Annotated in this window: 16 protein-coding genes, 1 tRNA gene and 1 pseudogene; 12 read left to right on the top strand and 6 right to left on the bottom strand. The window is 35.2% G+C overall.

Annotation, left to right across the window (positions count from 1 at the left end; genetic code table 11):
- Nucleotides 1-302: 302 nt before the first annotated feature.
- The 4 genes from ACFIJR_RS04830 to ACFIJR_RS04815 all read left to right on the top strand — a co-directional run bounded on the left by ACFIJR_RS04830 (nucleotide 303) and on the right by ACFIJR_RS04815 (nucleotide 3,237).
- The gene (locus ACFIJR_RS04830) at nucleotides 303-878 is read left to right on the top strand and encodes a cold-shock protein (RefSeq protein ID WP_015856414.1); all 576 of its coding nucleotides are present in this window, start codon (nucleotides 303-305) and stop codon (nucleotides 876-878) included.
- A gap of 251 nt (nucleotides 879-1,129) precedes the next feature.
- Nucleotides 1,130-1,642 carry a DUF192 domain-containing protein gene (locus tag ACFIJR_RS04825; protein WP_375651979.1) on the top strand — a complete coding sequence of 171 codons (513 nt, stop codon included), beginning with the start codon at nucleotides 1,130-1,132 and terminating at the stop codon, nucleotides 1,640-1,642.
- A complete protein-coding gene (locus ACFIJR_RS04820) occupies nucleotides 1,639-2,412 on the top strand; it encodes an alpha/beta fold hydrolase (protein ID WP_375627342.1) in 774 nt (257 codons plus the stop codon). The genes ACFIJR_RS04825 and ACFIJR_RS04820 overlap by 4 nt, the downstream gene beginning before the upstream one ends.
- A gap of 612 nt (nucleotides 2,413-3,024) precedes the next feature.
- Nucleotides 3,025-3,237: a DUF3126 family protein gene (locus ACFIJR_RS04815; protein WP_375628388.1), complete on the top strand. Its 213-nt coding sequence runs from the start codon at nucleotides 3,025-3,027 to the stop codon at nucleotides 3,235-3,237.
- Nucleotides 3,238-3,279: 42 nt separating this feature from the next.
- Here the strand turns inward: ACFIJR_RS04815 and radC are convergent, their stop codons facing one another.
- The 3 genes from radC to sfsA are packed head-to-tail and all read right to left on the bottom strand — an operon-like array spanning nucleotide 3,280 to nucleotide 5,631.
- Nucleotides 3,280-4,074: a DNA repair protein RadC gene (radC, locus tag ACFIJR_RS04810; RefSeq protein ID WP_375653748.1), complete on the bottom strand. Its 795-nt coding sequence runs from the start codon at nucleotides 4,072-4,074 to the stop codon at nucleotides 3,280-3,282.
- 17 nt (nucleotides 4,075-4,091) lie between these two features.
- On the bottom strand, nucleotides 4,092-4,922 hold the full coding sequence (gene map, locus ACFIJR_RS04805; protein WP_375653747.1) for a type I methionyl aminopeptidase: 831 nt from the start codon (nucleotides 4,920-4,922) through the stop codon (nucleotides 4,092-4,094).
- The gene (gene sfsA / locus ACFIJR_RS04800; RefSeq protein WP_375625781.1) at nucleotides 4,915-5,631 is read right to left on the bottom strand and encodes a DNA/RNA nuclease SfsA; all 717 of its coding nucleotides are present in this window, start codon (nucleotides 5,629-5,631) and stop codon (nucleotides 4,915-4,917) included. Before sfsA ends, map begins: the two co-directional genes overlap by 8 nt.
- 284 nt (nucleotides 5,632-5,915) lie before the next feature.
- Here sfsA and ACFIJR_RS04795 point away from each other — a divergent pair, with 284 nt between their 5' ends.
- The 4 genes from ACFIJR_RS04795 (at nucleotide 5,916) to ttcA (ending at nucleotide 9,504) form a co-directional block, all read left to right on the top strand.
- A complete protein-coding gene (locus tag ACFIJR_RS04795; RefSeq protein WP_375625783.1) occupies nucleotides 5,916-6,746 on the top strand; it encodes an RNA methyltransferase in 831 nt (276 codons plus the stop codon).
- Nucleotides 6,746-7,573, top strand: a complete 828-nt coding sequence (murI, locus tag ACFIJR_RS04790) for a glutamate racemase (RefSeq protein WP_375651976.1) — start codon at nucleotides 6,746-6,748, stop codon at nucleotides 7,571-7,573. Before ACFIJR_RS04795 ends, murI begins: the two co-directional genes overlap by 1 nt.
- A 170-nt stretch (nucleotides 7,574-7,743) precedes the next feature.
- A complete protein-coding gene (gene rpsD, locus ACFIJR_RS04785) occupies nucleotides 7,744-8,361 on the top strand; it encodes a 30S ribosomal protein S4 (RefSeq protein ID WP_273722651.1) in 618 nt (205 codons plus the stop codon).
- 267 nt (nucleotides 8,362-8,628) lie between these two features.
- Entirely contained in the window at nucleotides 8,629-9,504 is an 876-nt protein-coding gene (ttcA, locus tag ACFIJR_RS04780) for a tRNA 2-thiocytidine(32) synthetase TtcA (protein ID WP_375653745.1), read from the top strand.
- Between the two features lie 530 nt (nucleotides 9,505-10,034).
- On the opposite strand, the gene rimO is transcribed toward ttcA, so the two are convergent.
- Nucleotides 10,035-11,348: a 30S ribosomal protein S12 methylthiotransferase RimO gene (rimO, locus tag ACFIJR_RS04775; RefSeq protein WP_375625789.1), complete on the bottom strand. Its 1,314-nt coding sequence runs from the start codon at nucleotides 11,346-11,348 to the stop codon at nucleotides 10,035-10,037.
- Nucleotides 11,349-11,805: 457 nt separating this feature from the next.
- Nucleotides 11,806-12,519 carry a transcriptional repressor LexA gene (lexA, locus tag ACFIJR_RS04770; protein WP_375625791.1) on the bottom strand — a complete coding sequence of 238 codons (714 nt, stop codon included), beginning with the start codon at nucleotides 12,517-12,519 and terminating at the stop codon, nucleotides 11,806-11,808.
- Between the two features lie 948 nt (nucleotides 12,520-13,467).
- Here lexA and ACFIJR_RS04765 point away from each other — a divergent pair.
- The 4 genes from ACFIJR_RS04765 (at nucleotide 13,468) to ACFIJR_RS04750 (ending at nucleotide 16,309) form a co-directional block, all read left to right on the top strand.
- Nucleotides 13,468-13,543 (top strand) — tRNA-Lys (locus ACFIJR_RS04765).
- 554 nt (nucleotides 13,544-14,097) lie between these two features.
- A complete protein-coding gene (locus ACFIJR_RS04760) occupies nucleotides 14,098-14,997 on the top strand; it encodes a septal ring lytic transglycosylase RlpA family protein (RefSeq protein WP_375627346.1) in 900 nt (299 codons plus the stop codon).
- 712 nt (nucleotides 14,998-15,709) lie between these two features.
- Complete coding sequence (locus ACFIJR_RS04755) at nucleotides 15,710-15,991, top strand: type II toxin-antitoxin system RelE/ParE family toxin (RefSeq protein WP_375653764.1); 282 nt, start codon at nucleotides 15,710-15,712, stop codon at nucleotides 15,989-15,991.
- Nucleotides 15,992-16,009: 18 nt separating this feature from the next.
- Nucleotides 16,010-16,309, top strand: coding sequence for a HigA family addiction module antitoxin (locus ACFIJR_RS04750; protein WP_330168901.1), 300 nt, complete (start codon nucleotides 16,010-16,012; stop codon nucleotides 16,307-16,309).
- Between the two features lie 56 nt (nucleotides 16,310-16,365).
- On the opposite strand, the pseudogene ACFIJR_RS04745 reads toward ACFIJR_RS04750, so the two are convergent.
- Nucleotides 16,366-17,403: pseudogene (locus tag ACFIJR_RS04745) on the bottom strand (tyrosine-type recombinase/integrase).
- Nucleotides 17,404-17,405 lie beyond the last annotated feature (2 nt).

Here is a 17,405-nt window from a genome sequence, read left to right as displayed (position 1 = left end):
TGTTGTTTTTTCACCTTATATTGAACTTCTTCATCATGCAAGTTACACATTTATGAAAATATCATTATGTAAAAAAACCTTTCATATAACCTCTTTTGTAGGGCACTCCTTGTAAGATATGTAAAGCTTACAATCAAATAGTTTTATAAATATTCATGTTGATATTCTCTGACATTAACATAGAAGACACGACAATATGGGGAAATCTTATCTTGGGGCTTGCGTGTTGATACAAGAGCAATGTTTACTTAAACCTAGAGAATCAATATCGTACAATTTATAAGCTACAGGATCACGTTATTATGACGAGTAAGGATGCATTAAAAGATTGTCCCCTATCTGAAGATAGTATAGGTGCTTGTGGGGAGATTATCGAAATCAGTGGTGTCATTAAGTGGTTTGATGGTAGTAAGGGATATGGATTTATTGTACCTGATTTACCTCATTTCCCCGATATATTATTGCATGTTACGGTAATGCGAAGAGATGGTTTTCAAACAGCTTTGGAGGGAGCTAAAGTTATTTGTGCTGTGGAAAAAACTGAAAGAGGGTTAAAGTGCGTTCAGGTGAAATCCATAGATTGTTCTTCAGCAATTCATCCATCAGAAGTTCCAGCCCGTACCCATGTTGTTGTTACTCCAGAAAGTGGACTAGAACGTGCAATTGTTAAATGGTTTAATCGTGACAAAGGATATGGTTTTCTTAGTCGTGGGCAAGGAACAGAAGATATTTTTATTCATATGGAAACGTTGCGCCGTTTTGGTTTAGCAGAGCTTCGTTCTGGCCAAGTTGTTCTTGTACGTTTTGGTAAAGGAGAAAAAGGTTTAATGACAGCAGAGATTTATCCGGATATAGGCATTCCTTTAGCGACACATTGAATTTCACGAATGAAAACAGTATGTTTTCTATGTTTTTAAAGGTGGTTATTCCGTAAATTGCTATAGGGTAGATTTTTAAAGAGAATATGACTCTAGTGAATCCATAAACCAAATGGAGAAAGTTGCGCATATTACGTTGAAAGAAAATAGAAAACAACAAGGAAGCAATCCTCTTATTTTTTTGACTTTTAAACTCTGGTACTTTTTATTTTAGAAACAAAATTTTAAATTTTTCTGTGGTGGAGACAAGAATGTTAAAGCCTTTTAAAAAGGGGTATATTGTTTTACTGGTAATGCTTTTTATGTTAGAAATGCGTGTTGTTGTAGCAAAAAAGCCCATAGAAATTCCTGTTCATCCGATTCCTTTAGAAATACATACAAAGCAAGGTACGGTTTTTTATAAGGTAGAGGTTGCTTTTACGCCGTCTCAAGCAGCAGCTGGTTTAATGTATCGGACTGATTTTCCACGCGATCGTGCAATGCTCTTTAAGCCGCTAAAAAGTTCTCAATCGGGAGATGAACAGAAAATTTTTATGTGGATGGCAAATACGCCTTTACCTTTAGATATGATTTTCTTAAACTCTGAGGGAATTATTGTATCGATTATTGAAAACACTTCTCCATTTTCGACAAATACCATTTCATCAGAAGTTCCTGCAGCTTTTGCACTTGAGATCAACGCTGGTGAAGTTTCTGAAAAAAAGATACAAAAAGGGCAACGTGTTATTCATCCTGTACTTTGTGGGAAGTGCAATAAAAAATGACCGCTGAAGATATTCGTTTTTTTGAATATAATGGTTTGCGATTTGCTTATCGAGAAGAAGGGCAGGGCGCACCTGTTTTGTTGATCCATGGTTTTGGATCTTCTGCACGAGTGAATTGGTATGCAACAGGTTGGTTTCGCATTCTCACTGAAGCAGGATATCGTGTTATTGCTCTTGATAATCGCGGTCACGGAGATTCAGTTAAAAGTTATGATCCTGTCTTTTATACACCTCAAGCTATGGCTGGTGACGCAATAAAGTTACTACAGCATTTAGAGATATCTAAAGCCCATGTTATGGGATATTCTATGGGGGCTCGTATTAGTGCTTTCATGGCTCTTTTGCATCCAACATATGTACACAGTGTTATTTTTGGTGGTTTAGGTATTGGTATGGTAACGGGAGCGGGAAATTGGGAGCCTGTTGCTGAGGCACTTTTAGCAGAAGATATTTCTACCATTACCAATACGCGCGGTTTAATGTTCCGTAAATTTGCAGATCAAACGAAAAGCGATAGGCGTGCTCTTGCTGCTTGTATCATTACATCAAAACAGGAGTTAACGGCGTCTGAAGTTTACAAAATTAAGCAACCTGCACTTGTTGCCGTTGGTTCATTAGATGAAATTGGCGGTGCTGCAGAGCCATTAGCAGCTTTATTGCCTTGTGGTGAAGCTTTATCAATTCCTGGTCGAGATCATATGCTTGCTGTAGGCGATAAAGTTTATAAAAAAGGTGTTATAGATTTTCTTTCTCGTTATCCTATAAGATAAGCATTCTTCATAGTTTTTAGCATTTACAAAAATACTCAGTATTTTTATCTCGTATAAATTGAAAAAAGCTTATTTAAAAATTTTTCTGTTGTGACATAAGTTTTATAAAAAACGGGAAGAAAAATAAACTCTTATTAGCTTATTTTGTATATTTTTTAGAGATGTAATTTTTCTAAGGTTAGATAATTATACTTTAAAAGTTATTAAAAAGAATTATTTTTGAATGATGTAATAATATTTTTTGCTAAAAAATGTAGTTTTAAATAAAAAAAATATTGTTATTTTTATTTTTTATAAAAGGAAAAAATTAGAAATTATTGATCAATTTTTCTTACGAATATGCATTCTAAACGCAGATGCTAAAATTGGAAATAAAGTAAAATTATTAAAAATATACAGTTTTTTGCCATTTTTTAATCTATACGGGTATATTTAATAATGATAGACCTTTTGTAAAATTTCTTTATGAATGTATAAAGAACGTTGTAGATATATGTAATATTAAGTAAATGCTTAGATTAAGATTTTTTACTGACTTTACAGAATCATGGGAGTGTCTTATTTGCGCGACACGCAATTATTTTAGTCGTTTCAAAAAAACAGGAGAGCATAGTGAATGCTGATGAAATAAAAAAACTTGATAATTATTTAAAAAATATATTCCAAAACTCAGCATTGCAAGTCAGAGCACGGCCTAAAAAGAGTGATTCTTGTGAGGTTTATGTGGGAGATGAGTTTTTAGGCATTATCTATCGAGATGAAGATGAAGATGAGCTCTCCTATAATTTCTCAATGGCTATATTAGATATTGATTTAGAAAAATGATTCGTTATTCATAGTTAAATGAATCTTTTTATCCCATAAGATTTATATAAGTTTTAACGCTTTAAAGCTCGTATGGTTATTTCGTGCAATAATAAGATGGTCATGGATAATAATGCCTAATGCATTTGCTGCATCTTTTAATCTATATGTCATTGTTATATCTGCATCAGAGGGGGTGGAATCGCCAGAGGGGTGATTGTGGACTAAGATAAGTCCTGATGCAGATAACTCTAAAGCTCGAGAAATAACTTCACGAGGATAAACAGGTGTATGATCAATGGTTCCAGTTTGTTGCACCTCATCAGCAAGTAAGCCGTTTTTCTTATCAAGAAACAAAATACGAAATTGTTCACGTGTTTCGTGAGCCATAACAGCTTTACAATAAGCTAACACTTTATCCCATGATGAAAAGATATCGCGTTTAAACAATTGCGCACGAGCAAGACGTCCAGCAACATCTGAAATAATTTTTAAATCAATTGCAGTGGCAGGACCACATCCTGGAATTTCTTGAAGTCGGTGAATATCTGCTCCCAACACATCAGCTAATGAACCAAAGCGCGCTATCAAATTTTTAGCTATGGGTTTTGTGTTTGCACGGGGTATTGTGCGAAAAAGCAATAATTCAAGATATTCATAATCTTCGATTGCATTTCCTTTTGACTTTAAATAGCGCTTCCGAAGACGCTCACGATGTCCTTGATAATGTTTATGAAGCTGTGCGTTTTTCTGGGGGTCTTCACTTTTTCTTTCTGATACTGGGGTGAGTGGAGAACTCGATGTTAATGCAAACTGATTACTTTGAGTATCTTCCTTTTGATTTATTTTTTTAGCCATAACATCTCTACATTGCGTTAGGTATGCGAATTTGGAATATAAAAAATATTTTTAGGAGATTGTGTAAATATTTCATACCCTTCATTTGTGACACCAATTGTATGTTCATATTGTGCTGTCAGAGAGCGGTCACGGGTAACAGCAGTCCAACCGTCAGATAAAATCTTAACTTGTGGTTTACCAAGGTTAATCATGGGTTCAATTGTAAACATCATACCTTGTTTTAATTCTATTCCTTCTCCAGGATTTCCATAATGGAGGATATTGGGAGCATCATGAAAAAGCTGGCCGATACCATGTCCGCAAAAATCTCTCACAATTGAACAGCGTTCAGATTCTGCATACTGTTGAATGGCTGCCCCAATATCACCTGTCGTTGCTCCAGGCTTAACGACAGCGATTCCTTTCATAAGACTTTCATAGGTTATTTTTAGCAGGCGTTCTGCAGCACGCCTGATTTTCCCAACAGGATACATTCGGCTTGAATCCCCATGCCACCCATCAAGGATAAAGGTTACATCAACATTTACAATATCGCCTTCTTGCAAGGGTCTTTTATTGGGAATGCCATGACAGACAACGTGATTGATAGATGTACAGCATGAATGGCTGTATCCATGATAATTTAGATCAGCAGGAAGTGCTCCTCTACTAGCACCAAAAATGAATACAAAATCATCTATTTCTTGCGTAGTAACGCCCGGCTTAATAATATCCTTAAGCGCATCAAGGCATTCTGCAGCAATACGACCAACTTCACGCATTTTAGCAAAAGCATAATCATCGAAAATGCGGATTTTTCCATTAAATTTTAAAGGGCTTTTATTATATTCGATATACTCAGTCATTGTTTCTTCTATTTTCTATTTTTACTCTCTGAATCGGAAAAATGCCTTCTACACTTACGTGACACTTTACAGCATAACATTCTACTCCTGATTTTAATGCTAAATCAAATTTACGTCCATAGAGTGGATCAAGATCATGACAGATTGTAAAAGCTGCGCAATCTTCTCGTTGAATAATATAAAGCATAGCAGCTCTTTTTCCTTGTTGTACAACTCCTATGAGTTCATCAAGGTGACGTGCTCCACGTTTTGTTTTACTATCAGGAAATTCTGCTAATCCTTTTTGACGAATAAAATGAACATTTTTGACTTCTAGGTAACAGTCAGGAAGAATGTCATCACGTAAAAGAAAGTCAATTCGTGATTGTGTTCCATAGCGTTGTTCTTTTAAAATTGTTTTATATCCACTTAATTCTGGTAGTAATCCGTTTTGAATTGCTTCTAATGCAAGTTTATTGGGTAAAGCAGTATTAATGCCAACCAAAGTATTATCGGCTTCAATAATTTCTAATTGATAGGCATATTTTCGTTTGATGTTATTATGATATGAAAGCCAGATATTGGAGTTGAAAGCTGTTAATCCAAGCATTGATCCTGTATTAGGTACAGACACGGTGAGGACATGCTGATCATCTTGTTGAACATCCGCAAGGAAACGTTTATAACGACGGATAAGCTTTGCAGGAAAAAGTTTGGGAATAAAGTGCATATCCCTTTTTTAGGATTTATGATTTCATAATTCAACTGAGATTATGATTTGTAGGAGCTATTCCTTATAAAAAAGATAAAATTGATGTAAAAAAGGCTACGATATCCTATATAAATTGTTATAAATTCCATCGTTCACTTTAATGGCTTTTAAAATTTATTATCTTTGAGTGAAAAGATAACATTGTCTATAATTTATTATTAAACAGCATTAGAGTACTGTGAAGAAGGTTTCGTAAAAAATAGTGGAGAGGGAGATAGTTTAAGTGAAACTAGGTAAGATTGATGGCTGGAACGAATAAGAATCGTGAAAATTTAACAAATGGTCCCATTATTATTTTAGTTGAACCGCAGCTTCCTGAAAACATTGGTATGGTCGCAAGGGCAATGGCAAATTTTGGGCTTTCTAAGCTTCGGTTAGTCAAACCTCGAGAAATGTTTCCAAATGAAAAAGCTATAGCTGCTGCAAGTAAAGCTGATCATGTCATTAACAACACTGTGATTTTTAATACATTGCGTGATTCAATTGCAGATTTACACTATGTTTTTGCCACAACAGCACGTGAAAGATGCGGATTTAAAACTGTAAAAAGTGCTGTCGAAGCAGCAAACGTATTACGTCAGCGTGAAAGTATCGGACATAAGACAGGTATTGTCTTTGGAAGAGAGAGATGGGGATTAGAAAATGATGAAATCAGCCTTGTTGATGAAATTATTACTTTTCCAGTTAATCCTGCTTTTGCGTCACTTAATATTGCGCAAGCGGTTCTTTTGATGTCTTACGAATGGATGAAAACAGGTCTAGAGAATGTCAGTGATACGGCATTTCGTGCCGCAGAGATGGAACCTGCAAATAAAACAATATTTCATGGTTTTTTATCTCAGTTAGAAGAGGCTTTGAATATCCGTGGGTATTTTAGACCCCTTGAGCGCAAAGAAGTAATGCTTGCAAATTTGCGCTCTGTTTTTACGCGCGCTAACTTTAGTGAACCTGAGGTTCGTTTATTACGAGGCATTATATCTTCTTTGGATCATTTTTCGCCACAATATCCACGGGGGAGTAGAGCACCTGAAGAGCGTGATCGTAAAAAAAATAAAAATAAGTGTGAAAATTAATGGATGAACGACCTGTTCTTTTTTTTGATAGCGGTATTGGTGGTTTAACAGTGTTCAGGGAAGCACGTATTCTTATCCCTGAAATGCAGTTTATCTATGTTGCTGATGATGCAGGATTTCCTTATGGAAATTGGAAAGAAAATATTTTGAAAGAGCGTATTTTAAAGATTTTTACAAATCTCTTAACACGCTACAATCCAGCCTTATGTGTGATTGCTTGCAACACCGTTTCTACACTGATGATGGCAGATTTACGACAGAATTTTCCTCATGTCCCTTTTGTAGGAACGGTTCCTGCAATTAAATCAGCTGCTGAACAAACAAAATCTGGTTTTATTTCCGTATTAGCTACTCCTGGAACAGTTAAACGTGCCTATACAAATGAATTAATTAACTCTTTTGCTGGACAGTGTCATGTTCAGCTTGTGGGAAGTAAAAAACTGGCTGGATTTGCTGAAGATTATTTACGGGGAAAATCTATCGATTCAGAAGAGTTAAGAAAAGAAATCCTGCCATGTTTTGTGGAAAAAAATGGACAATATACTGATGTTATTGTTTTAGCCTGCACACATTATCCTTTTTTGATTAACTTCTTTCGTGAACATGCTTTATGGTCCGTTGAGTGGATTGATCCGGCGAAAGCGATTGCCAAACATATCAGATCATTATTACCACTGTCGGAAAAAGTACACGATCAATATATAAAGAAATATCAAGATTTTGCGTTGTTAACATCGAAAAATATCACTTCTTTAACGGAGAATTTGTTTAAAGGATTTGGCTTAAAACTCATGAAAGGAGTTGACTTTGGGTTACGAGACCAATAATGATGATCTAGCTGTTTTTTCAAGAAAATAGCATTAATTGACGTGTCCCGTGGATAACTTTGCATATTAATATGTTAAGGTATTCTGTCAGTCTTTAGTATTTAAAGGCAGAGGAGGGCGCGTTTCCTTGGGGTCTTGAGATCTCGTGTTTTATTTTATAAGGAAATGCGATGAGTAAACGCGAAACAACAAAGTATAAAATTGACCGTCGTATGGGAGAAAATATTTGGGGGCGTCCGAAATCTCCTGTCAATCGTCGTGATTATGGTCCAGGTCAGCATGGACAGCGTCGTAAAGGAAAACTTTCTGACTATGGGGTGCAGTTGCGCGCTAAACAGAAATTGAAAGGGTTTTATGGAGATATTTCAGAAAAACAATTTCATAAAACCTATGAAGAGGCTGCTCGTCGACGGGGTGATACTGGTGAAAATCTTATCGGTCTGTTAGAATCACGTTTGGATGCTGTTGTTTATCGTGCAAAATTCGTGCCTACGATTTTCGCTTCTCGCCAATTTATCAATCACGGTCATGTTAATGTAAATGGTCGGCGCACAAATATTCAATCTTATCGTTGTAAACCTGGTGATGTTATTGAGGTTCGGGAAAAATCAAAACAACTTGTTTTAGTTTTAGAATCAGTGCAATTGGCAGAACGTGATGTCCCTGATTATATTGAAGCAGATCATAAACAGATGAAAGCAACCTTTACGCGTATTCCTGCTTTTGCAGATGTTCCTTATGCTGTGCAAATGGAACCTAATTTGGTTGTTGAATTTTATTCTCGATAATTTTTCTGCAAGAGAAGTTGTTTTTCTCTTCTATTATTATAACTTCAAAATATTGTGTTGTTTTTACAATCTTTGAAGTTAATAAGTACTTTTTGTGAATGGTTCTATATTAAGTTTATTGCTATGTTTTATAGCCATAAACTTATATAGTTCCATTTCTTTTTTGTGTATCTAATTTATGAATTCAAAAAACATAAATGTAAGCTTGCTTTAATATTTGTTTTTATCTTTGCAAAACAAGCTGTTACTTATGCAGGATATAGTATTATGAATGATATTTCCGTTGAATATCAGGCAATAGAAGAAAACGAAGGGAGAGATGATCCTTTAATAAGCGAAGCAGATAGTTGTCATCCAATGTTTCGTGTTGCTCCTTCAAGCGTAGAATTTAATAAATTGCGCAAACGACTTTTGCGTCATATGCGACAAGCTTTGGATGATTTTTCTATGCTCTCTACAGGAAAAAAATGGCTTGTTGCTTTATCGGGTGGAAAAGACTCTTATGGTTTATTAGCGCTTCTTTTAGACTTAAAATGGCGAGGGATTTTATCCGTTGAAATTCTTGCCTGTAATCTTGATCAAGGGCAACCAGGATTCCCTAAGCATATTCTTCCAGACTTTTTAAGTTCTTATAAAATTCCATATCGTATTGAATATCAGGATACTTATTCCATTGTTACAGATAAATTGGCAGAGTCGCAGACATATTGTTCACTTTGTTCTCGATTACGACGTGGTAATCTCTATCGTATTGCACGTGAAGAGGGATGTTCTGCATTAGTTTTAGGTCATCATCGTGATGATGTTTTAGAAACATTTTTTATGAATTTGTTTCACGGTGGCCGATTAGCTGCCATGCCTGGAAAAATTAAAAATGATGAAGGAGATCTTTTTGTGTTACGTCCTCTTGTTTATGCAGCTGAGGAGGATATGGAAAAATTTTCTCAAGCAATGCAATTTCCGATTATTCCTTGTAATCTTTGCGGTAGTCAAGATGGTTTACAACGTAATGCAATGAAAGAAATGCTGAAAAATATCGAAAGGAAAATGCCAGGACGTAAAGATACGATGATTCGCGCTTTAACAAATGTACGCCCAAGTCATTTGCTTGATAAGAAATTCTTTGATTTTAAGACCTGTTAATAAAGATTAGATATTTAAAAAATAAGTTCAAAGAGTTTAAGATAAGATACTTATTTATAATGATAATTTATTTTTTTCATTTAAATACCGTAAGATTGTTTTGTTTCAAATTCTCTTATATTGCATCCATAAAAAACATCCGCCTGCATATCACAAAGGAAATTTTTGTGTGCATAAAACACTATTGAAAAAAGTTTCCTTTCACTTATTAATAACTGTCGCAATATGAAAAATGGGAAAATAGTACGATTGTCGATTTGCTCTTTTGTTAAGTAAAAATGGTGAACCTTGTGGATTTTATTCTTTTGCGCCGCCGTCATCGTCGTTTAAGGCTCATTTAAGGCATTAAATTAAGAGAATATATAACTGCTTGGTATTAGTGTATAGAAACATTCAGGGTAACGATTGCTCGTGAATTCTTATGAAGTGAGTTACATAAGTGATCAAGTTCGATTGTGAGTAGCTGATCTTTTTATAAACCAATGCCGATAGAAATCTTCATCATTGAGGACAGGGAAGAAGTTAAATTTTCAAACTGCTACACCATAAAGATCATAGGCATCCGACTGTTCAATTTTAACGCTGACAAATTCACCAACACGCAACGGGCGTCGTGATGATATATGGACAACACCATCTATTTCTGGAGCATCATATTGACTACGACCTTTGGCAACTTTTCCTTGACTTTCATCGATAAGCACTTGGAGTCTTTTTCCAATTTTTTTCTTTAAAAGATGTGTGGAAATTTGTTGTTGTTTTGCCATAAAACGATGCCAGCGATTTTCTTTCACCTCTTCAGGAATATTTTCTAATCCCAAATCATTTGCGGCGGCTCCTTTTACTTCTTCATATTTAAAGCACCCAGCGCGTTCAATTTTTGCTTCTTCTAACCATTCTAACAGGATATTAAAATCTTCATTCGTTTCACCAGGAAAACCAACAATAAATGTTGATCGCAAAGCAAGATCTGGACATATTTTTCGCCATTTTTCAATTCTACGGTTTGTTTTTTCTATGAGTGCAGGACGCTTCATATGACGCAAAACAGCTGGTGATGCATGCTGAAAAGGAATATCCAGATAAGGAAGAATTTTTTTTGCAGCCATAAGTTCGATAACTTCATCAACATGGGGATAAGGATAAACGTAATGCATACGTATCCAAATACCCATATCGCCTAGTTCGCGACAAAGATCAAAGAATTTTGTTTTGATTGTACGATCTTTCCAAGAATTTTCGAGATATTTAAGATCAATACCATAAGCACTTGTATCTTGTGAAATAACTAAAAGTTCTTTTACACCCGCTTGCACGAGTTTTTCAGCTTCACGAAGAACATCGCTGATGGGACGTGAAGTGAGATCACCACGCAGAGTAGGGATGATACAAAAACTACACTGGTTAGAGCATCCTTCAGAAATCTTTAAGTAGGCGTAATGGCGAGGTGTTAAACGAATACCTTGGGGAGGAACTAAATCAAGAAAAGGATCATGAACAGGAGGAATTGCTGTATGAACAGCTTCTATAACACTTTCATAAGCTTGCGGTTTTGTAATAGCCAATACATTAGGATACGTTTGGCGAATAACATCAGGATCAGCACCAAGACACCCTGTTACAATAACTTTTCCATTTTTTTTGAGAGCTTCATCAATATTGGCTAATGATTCTCTCCTTGCCGAGTCAAGAAAGCCACAGGTATTCACAATAACGACATCAGCTCCTTGATGTTGACGTGAAATTTCATACCCTTCAGAGCGAAGGCGTGTAATAATTCGCTCAGAATCTACGAGTGCTTTTGGGCATCCGAGGGAGACAAAACTAATACGAGGTGCTACCATGATGATCCTACAATTACTATGAATGATTGAGTTAGGCTTTTTATAACTTAAAAATAATGTTCTTTATTTTTATACCTATGCAATACAATCTGTTACAAAGTTATTTGATTTTTTTCTACAAAATTTTATGTATTTTTATGCATGCATACAATTTTATCTTATTATATCGTAAAATTCTTTTATTGAGGACGATGATATAAGGCTGCTTCCTTCAAAGCATTCAAGTTCTTTTATAAAGTACGTGGTGAATATTTTAAAGCTTACTTGTCACGCCTTGCGTAAGTGAAGGACATGGAGGGAAGGGAAAATGAAACCCGCTCGATAAGGATCTGAATTGTTTATAGACCGAATTGGGGCATCCTTTGGCCGTGGAGAGGAAATCAACTGCGTGTGGCGCAATAAAAAATACTCAACAGCTTCTTATTGCGATATCTATCGCGTACTATAAGGTTTATTTTTAATATTTGCGAATAAGTCCGGTAAGTTTACCTTGTATTTCTACACGCTCGGATTCGTATGTACGTGCTTCATAATGAGGATTTGCGGCTTCTAATGCAATAGAAGCGCCTTTGCGTCGATAACGTTTTAATGTGGCTTCTTTTTTATCAATAAACGCAACAATAATTTCACCTGTTATTGCTGTATTTTGACGTTTCACAATGATCGTATCTTTATCAAGGATACCAGCCTCCATCATAGAATTATCTTTAACTTCTAATGCGTAGTGCTCACCTGTATTAACCATATTGCGTGGGAGAGAAAGAGTGTTTATTTGTTGTAGTATAGCAGAGGCGGGCACGCTCGCAGAAATACGTCCCATGATAGGAATGGTGATATTTTTTTTTTCTTCTTCATCAAAGTTGTCAAGGTTACTCAAGCTTTTTGATATTTCCCTTTTATTTCTTTCTATCATATTGGGAGAAATTTTACGTGCTAAAGAAAGATTAAATGTTATTTTCTCAGGGAGTCGAATCACTTCCACTGCACGAGCGCGATTGGGTAAACGACGTATAAACCCTCGTTGTTCTAAGGCTATAATGAGCTTATGAATACCAGACTTTGAAGAAAGTTCTAATGCATTTTTCATTTCTTCAAAAGAAGGAGGAACACCTGTTTCTTTTATATGGTTATGAATAAACAAGAGTAGCTCATATTGTTTACATGTTAGCATTCAATATTCCAATCAAAATAATAAAAAAGGAGTAAAGTAAAAATACATGTATATATAACACTTTTACAAATTTTTCTCGCAAAATCAAAATTATTTTATTTATTTTTGATCTTATAATTTAAGTTAATGAAGCAATACATTTATTTATAGACATATTTAAATTATTATTTATATAAAACTTACTTTAATCATTTTATAAAATTATTATTTATATATTATATATCTACATTAATATTAAACAATGTATAAAAGTACTCTATAGCTGTGACTGAATTATCCAACACTAAATTTTTGCTTCATGTCTGCTTTATTCTATAGAATAAATTGGCTTTCGTTATATATTCATTATGCATGAATAAAAATCACACCCTCAAAATGCAATTGTTTCTCATTATCCCATTTTCAGGTCTAACGTGCCAACCGCTATATACTATTTTACTGAACCCTAATGTTGCGATAATTTTTAGTTATTGAAAGGAGGCATAAAAGGTATTTTCATTTATTTTTTATAGTTTTATTCTCTCACTTGTATCGGTCAAAAAATGCTTTTTATTGTTTCAAGATAAACAGATTTGAAATGAGAGAATCTCACAGTATTTGAGATCTCTCACTCAAGTGAGAAAATGATATTACAGTAAAAAGTATTTTTCTTCTCTATCCATTATGCTCAACAAGCCATGTGAGGGAAGGGGTAATTTCTTATAATTTTAGCGCTTCGAATCTATGCAATATTTCGCAGTGAAATTGTTCCTTGATTGAAACTTCAAAAAGAAGATTAAAGAGTACCTATACAATGATGAAAAAAGGGAGGGAAAACGGAAAATTATTGATAACTGAAGAAAATAATAATATTTTTCTTCAAAAGGTGTTGACCAAATGAAAAGTCAACCGTATGTTCCCTTCACTTTCTGCAAATTAGATAGTCTCCAAACTAGATAGCTTGTGTGAGAGCGCGTAGCTCAGCTGGTAGAGCAACTGACTTTTAATCAGTAGGTCCAGGGTTCGAATCCCTGCGCGCTCACCAACTTTAAATAATATCAATAGACTATACAAAAATTTAAGAATCTTTCTTGTTTTGATTCTTTTTGGGGTTTCTTATTGATTCTATAGCCAGTCATTTTCTATCAGATATTTTGGAATAGAGCGATGCTATGCTGTCTCCTGTCCAACAACAAAGAGCTTTAAGCTTACGATACGGTTGTACCTATGTTGGCAGCACATGTGGTTGCTCCTTTTCTCAATCTATAGATTGATTTTTTTATACCTACTGCATTACATGATTCGCAAAACAAGTTGCTAAAATCACCACTTATTCACAGTTTATATTATGAAATGACTTTTCTATAAGATGTTGATTTATTTATTTTTTATTCTTTTTAACATCTACTATAGTACATTTATTTCTTACGAAAATCATAAAAAGGTTAACAATGTGTTAATTTCTTGATAAAAGGGACAAATTCAAGAGTGGTATATGCGCGAGGGAAATCATTTAAAAACGTAAATTCTTCCGTCGCGTACAAAAAGCGTGACGTGGTTTTTACAGTAGTACTTAACAGAAATAAGTGGACTGAATAGATGCCTTCAAATAGAAAAAAGAAATTTACTTTTATTATTAAACCAACACTTCAATTGTTTTCTATGATCGTCATTTCTCAGTCACTGGTATCTTGTTGCGCAAGCCAAACTATGAATTTTTCAATAAAAGATTCCTATCATAATAAACCAATTGACGTGAACACTTCTGTCCTACCTCAACAAGTATCCAATAAGAAGAAACAATCGGAAGAAAAAAAGCGTGGACGAGCTGTTGTTGGTAAACCTTATCAAATAAAAGGAAAGTGGTATTATCCTCAAAATGATCCGACTTATAAACGTGTTGGCGAAGCATCATGGTATGGTTCAGATTTTCATGGACGTTTAACTGCCAACGGTGAAATTTATGACATGAATCTTTTGACTGCTGCTCATCCTACAATGCCTTTACCTAGCTATGCTCGTGTTACTAATTTGAAAAATGGATCTTCAATCATTGTTAGAGTGAATGATCGCGGACCTTTTATGAAAGACAGAATCATTGATTTATCAAGGCAAGCTGCGGCAATACTGGGGTATGTAGATAGGGGGGTCGCAGATGTTAAAGTAGAATATATTGCTGAAGCACCCGTTGGCTATTATGATGGTGCATATTTAATGGCCTCTTATACTCCTGGAAATGCTGCCTCATATTCATTGGCGTCAGAAAATGCTTTGAAAAAAAGAGAAACTGTTTTGTTAAAAGAGAAGCGCAATACAGGAAACAAAGAAGAATTAGCTAAAGCAGCTGCTGTTGAACAGGAACAACGTAATAAAACTGTTGCAGTTAAATTGCCAGAAATTGGTCCTATCATGGTTGATAAGCCGATGCCATTCGATCAAGTTGCTTCTATAAATAAGCTAAACAAAAAAACAAAGGTCAATTGGCTACAGCTGTTTTAAGAAAAAATGCGTTGATTTTTTATCTATATAATTCTCTAGTAAAAAAGATAAGAACTTACGGATTTATTAGTGGAAGGTTTTCATCTTAAAGCGCGTTGTCCTTTTAAAAAAGCGTGGTTGGGTGCTATTATAAATTCAGTACGTCCTTTCCACTCCATTGCTGATCTATTCGTCGTTTTATGATATTGCTTGCTTAATAAAGCGCCTACTTTTCTTGCTGTAATAGCTTTTGCTAGACGAGGGTAGATTATTGTATCGGGTCTGTTTGTGTAATTTCCAAAGCAACTATACAATCAATTTGAGAGGAATAAAAAGCTTAAAAAGTAAAAAAATATTTTCTTTTGATTCGTTTTTGCAGCTTTCCAAAGCATCCACGGTAATATCTTATGAAGAGATTATGCATTACCTCATGCTTTTGTTTATCGTATTCTTTAATGGAGTAAGTCCCCTCACGAAAAACAGAGCGTCTCAAACAAAATACACTTACATTGCCAATTCACGTACTCCCAGCCAATATTTAATCAAATCAATAGGTTATATAAAAGTTCGGGAGTTTTGATTCCGTTGATTCTTTTAACTTATTTTCTACCTATCCCTAACTTTTTTATAGCTTATACCCAATCATTTTATCTAGATAACTGGATTTGCTAGCAGGGCGCTTGACTCTTATTTTTATTGATCGTATAGTGACGATATACGATAAGGGGCGGTAATCGCAATTGTGAGTTTCAAACATAAGAGCTTAAAATTATTTTATACAACGGGTTCCACAAAAGCTATTCGACCAAATCACGTAAAAAAATTACGCGTTATCTTGACAGCTTTAACAAGTGCTACGATGCCTGAAATGTTGAAAGCGCCTGCCTTTAAAATGCATCCTCTTAAAGGTGAACTTATGGGATATTATTCCATATGGGTGAATGGAAATTGGCGTGTTACTTTTCGCTTTATAGGAACAGATGTGGAGCTTGTTGATTATCAAGATTACCATTGATGAAAGGAACGAAAACAAATGATGCATAACCCCGCACATCCGGGCGAAGTTCTAAAAGTAGCTTTCTTAGAAGAAATGGGGATAACAATACAAAAGTTAGCTGATCATCTCCATATGACAAGAGCTTCTCTATCAAGAGTGATTAACGGACATGCCTCTATGAGTACCGAACTTGCAGTGAAATTAGAACTAGCTGGTTTTAGTAAAGCAAAATTTTGGCTGGATATGCAAACGAATTATAATTTATGGCAAACAATGCAACAGACACAACCACCTATTTCTCCTCTGGTTTCTGATGCACCTCAAACGCCGCATTAATTTCATTCATAATTTTGATGGGGCTTTGGTTTGTTTTCTTACTGTCAACTATGCTTCTAACTTTTTTGAAGTTTTTTGATTGCTTCTATTGCAAGTCGTTTTCTATCGGCTGTTTTGGTATAGAGGGATGCCATGTTATCTTCTGTTCAGCCAAAAAGCGCTTTCATTTGCGAAACTGTCGCACCAGCATTGGCTGCACGTGTTACTGCTAATTTTCGCAATCCGTGCGCTGATTTTTTAATACCTGCTGCATTACATGCTTCACGAAAGAGGTTGCCAAAACTTTCTTTGACAAGCTTATTTCCACCTTTACCACAAATAAATGTTTCATCTCCAATAGGTCCAATTTTAAGTGTTTCCTCTAGTTCTGGTAAAATAGGAAGAAAAACATCTGTTTTAAATTGGCTCTTTTCTGTTTTGAGATAAATGATATTATCTTTGACATCTTTCCAGCCGATACCAACGGCATCACCACGACGCAAGCCTGTATAAAGAAGAACATCAATCCAGACGCGTTCATGTGTACCATGTGACCAACGGTGATAATATTTGTCAATATCTTCTTCTAACCATGGTATGAACCCTTCTGCGTTAAAGGATTTTGGCGGCTTTATATTAAAAGCAGGATTTCTATTCAAAAGATCATTATCAACCGCCCAATTAAAAAGACCATTTAAAGCCGTTAAAAAATGTCTTGCCGCTGCGGGAGTCTCTCGTCTTCTTTCTACTGCGTCAAGAATGTGTTGTTTGTTTATGCTTTTATATGCACGATCACCGATATGTTTAGAAACATTATTCAGAATTCGATATTTAACTTTTTTAGTAGATTCTGATTGATTATGCCATTGCATGCTTTGTAAATACTGATGTAACAACCAATCGAAAGACCCTTCTGTGAGTCTGGTACGCCTCTTTGTTTTGGAGGAGCCATTTTGCGCTTGTTTAATAGCCAGCGTATAATTGTCAACAAACTCTTGCGTTCCATAGGTTCCTTCAATCCGAAACCGTGGTCCATGACCAATACGTACATACCATATAACTTTACCATGGCGTGTACGTTCACGAACAAGATGCGGTGGACGGCGTTTTGGCATGG

Origin of the sequence: Bartonella sp. OD88NMGDW (assembly GCF_042193775.1) — a bacterium.
Taxonomy (GTDB): domain Bacteria; phylum Pseudomonadota; class Alphaproteobacteria; order Rhizobiales; family Rhizobiaceae; genus Bartonella; species Bartonella grahamii.
The sequence above is the reverse complement of the archived record's forward strand: the minus strand, read 5'-3'. Positions and strand labels throughout refer to the sequence as shown.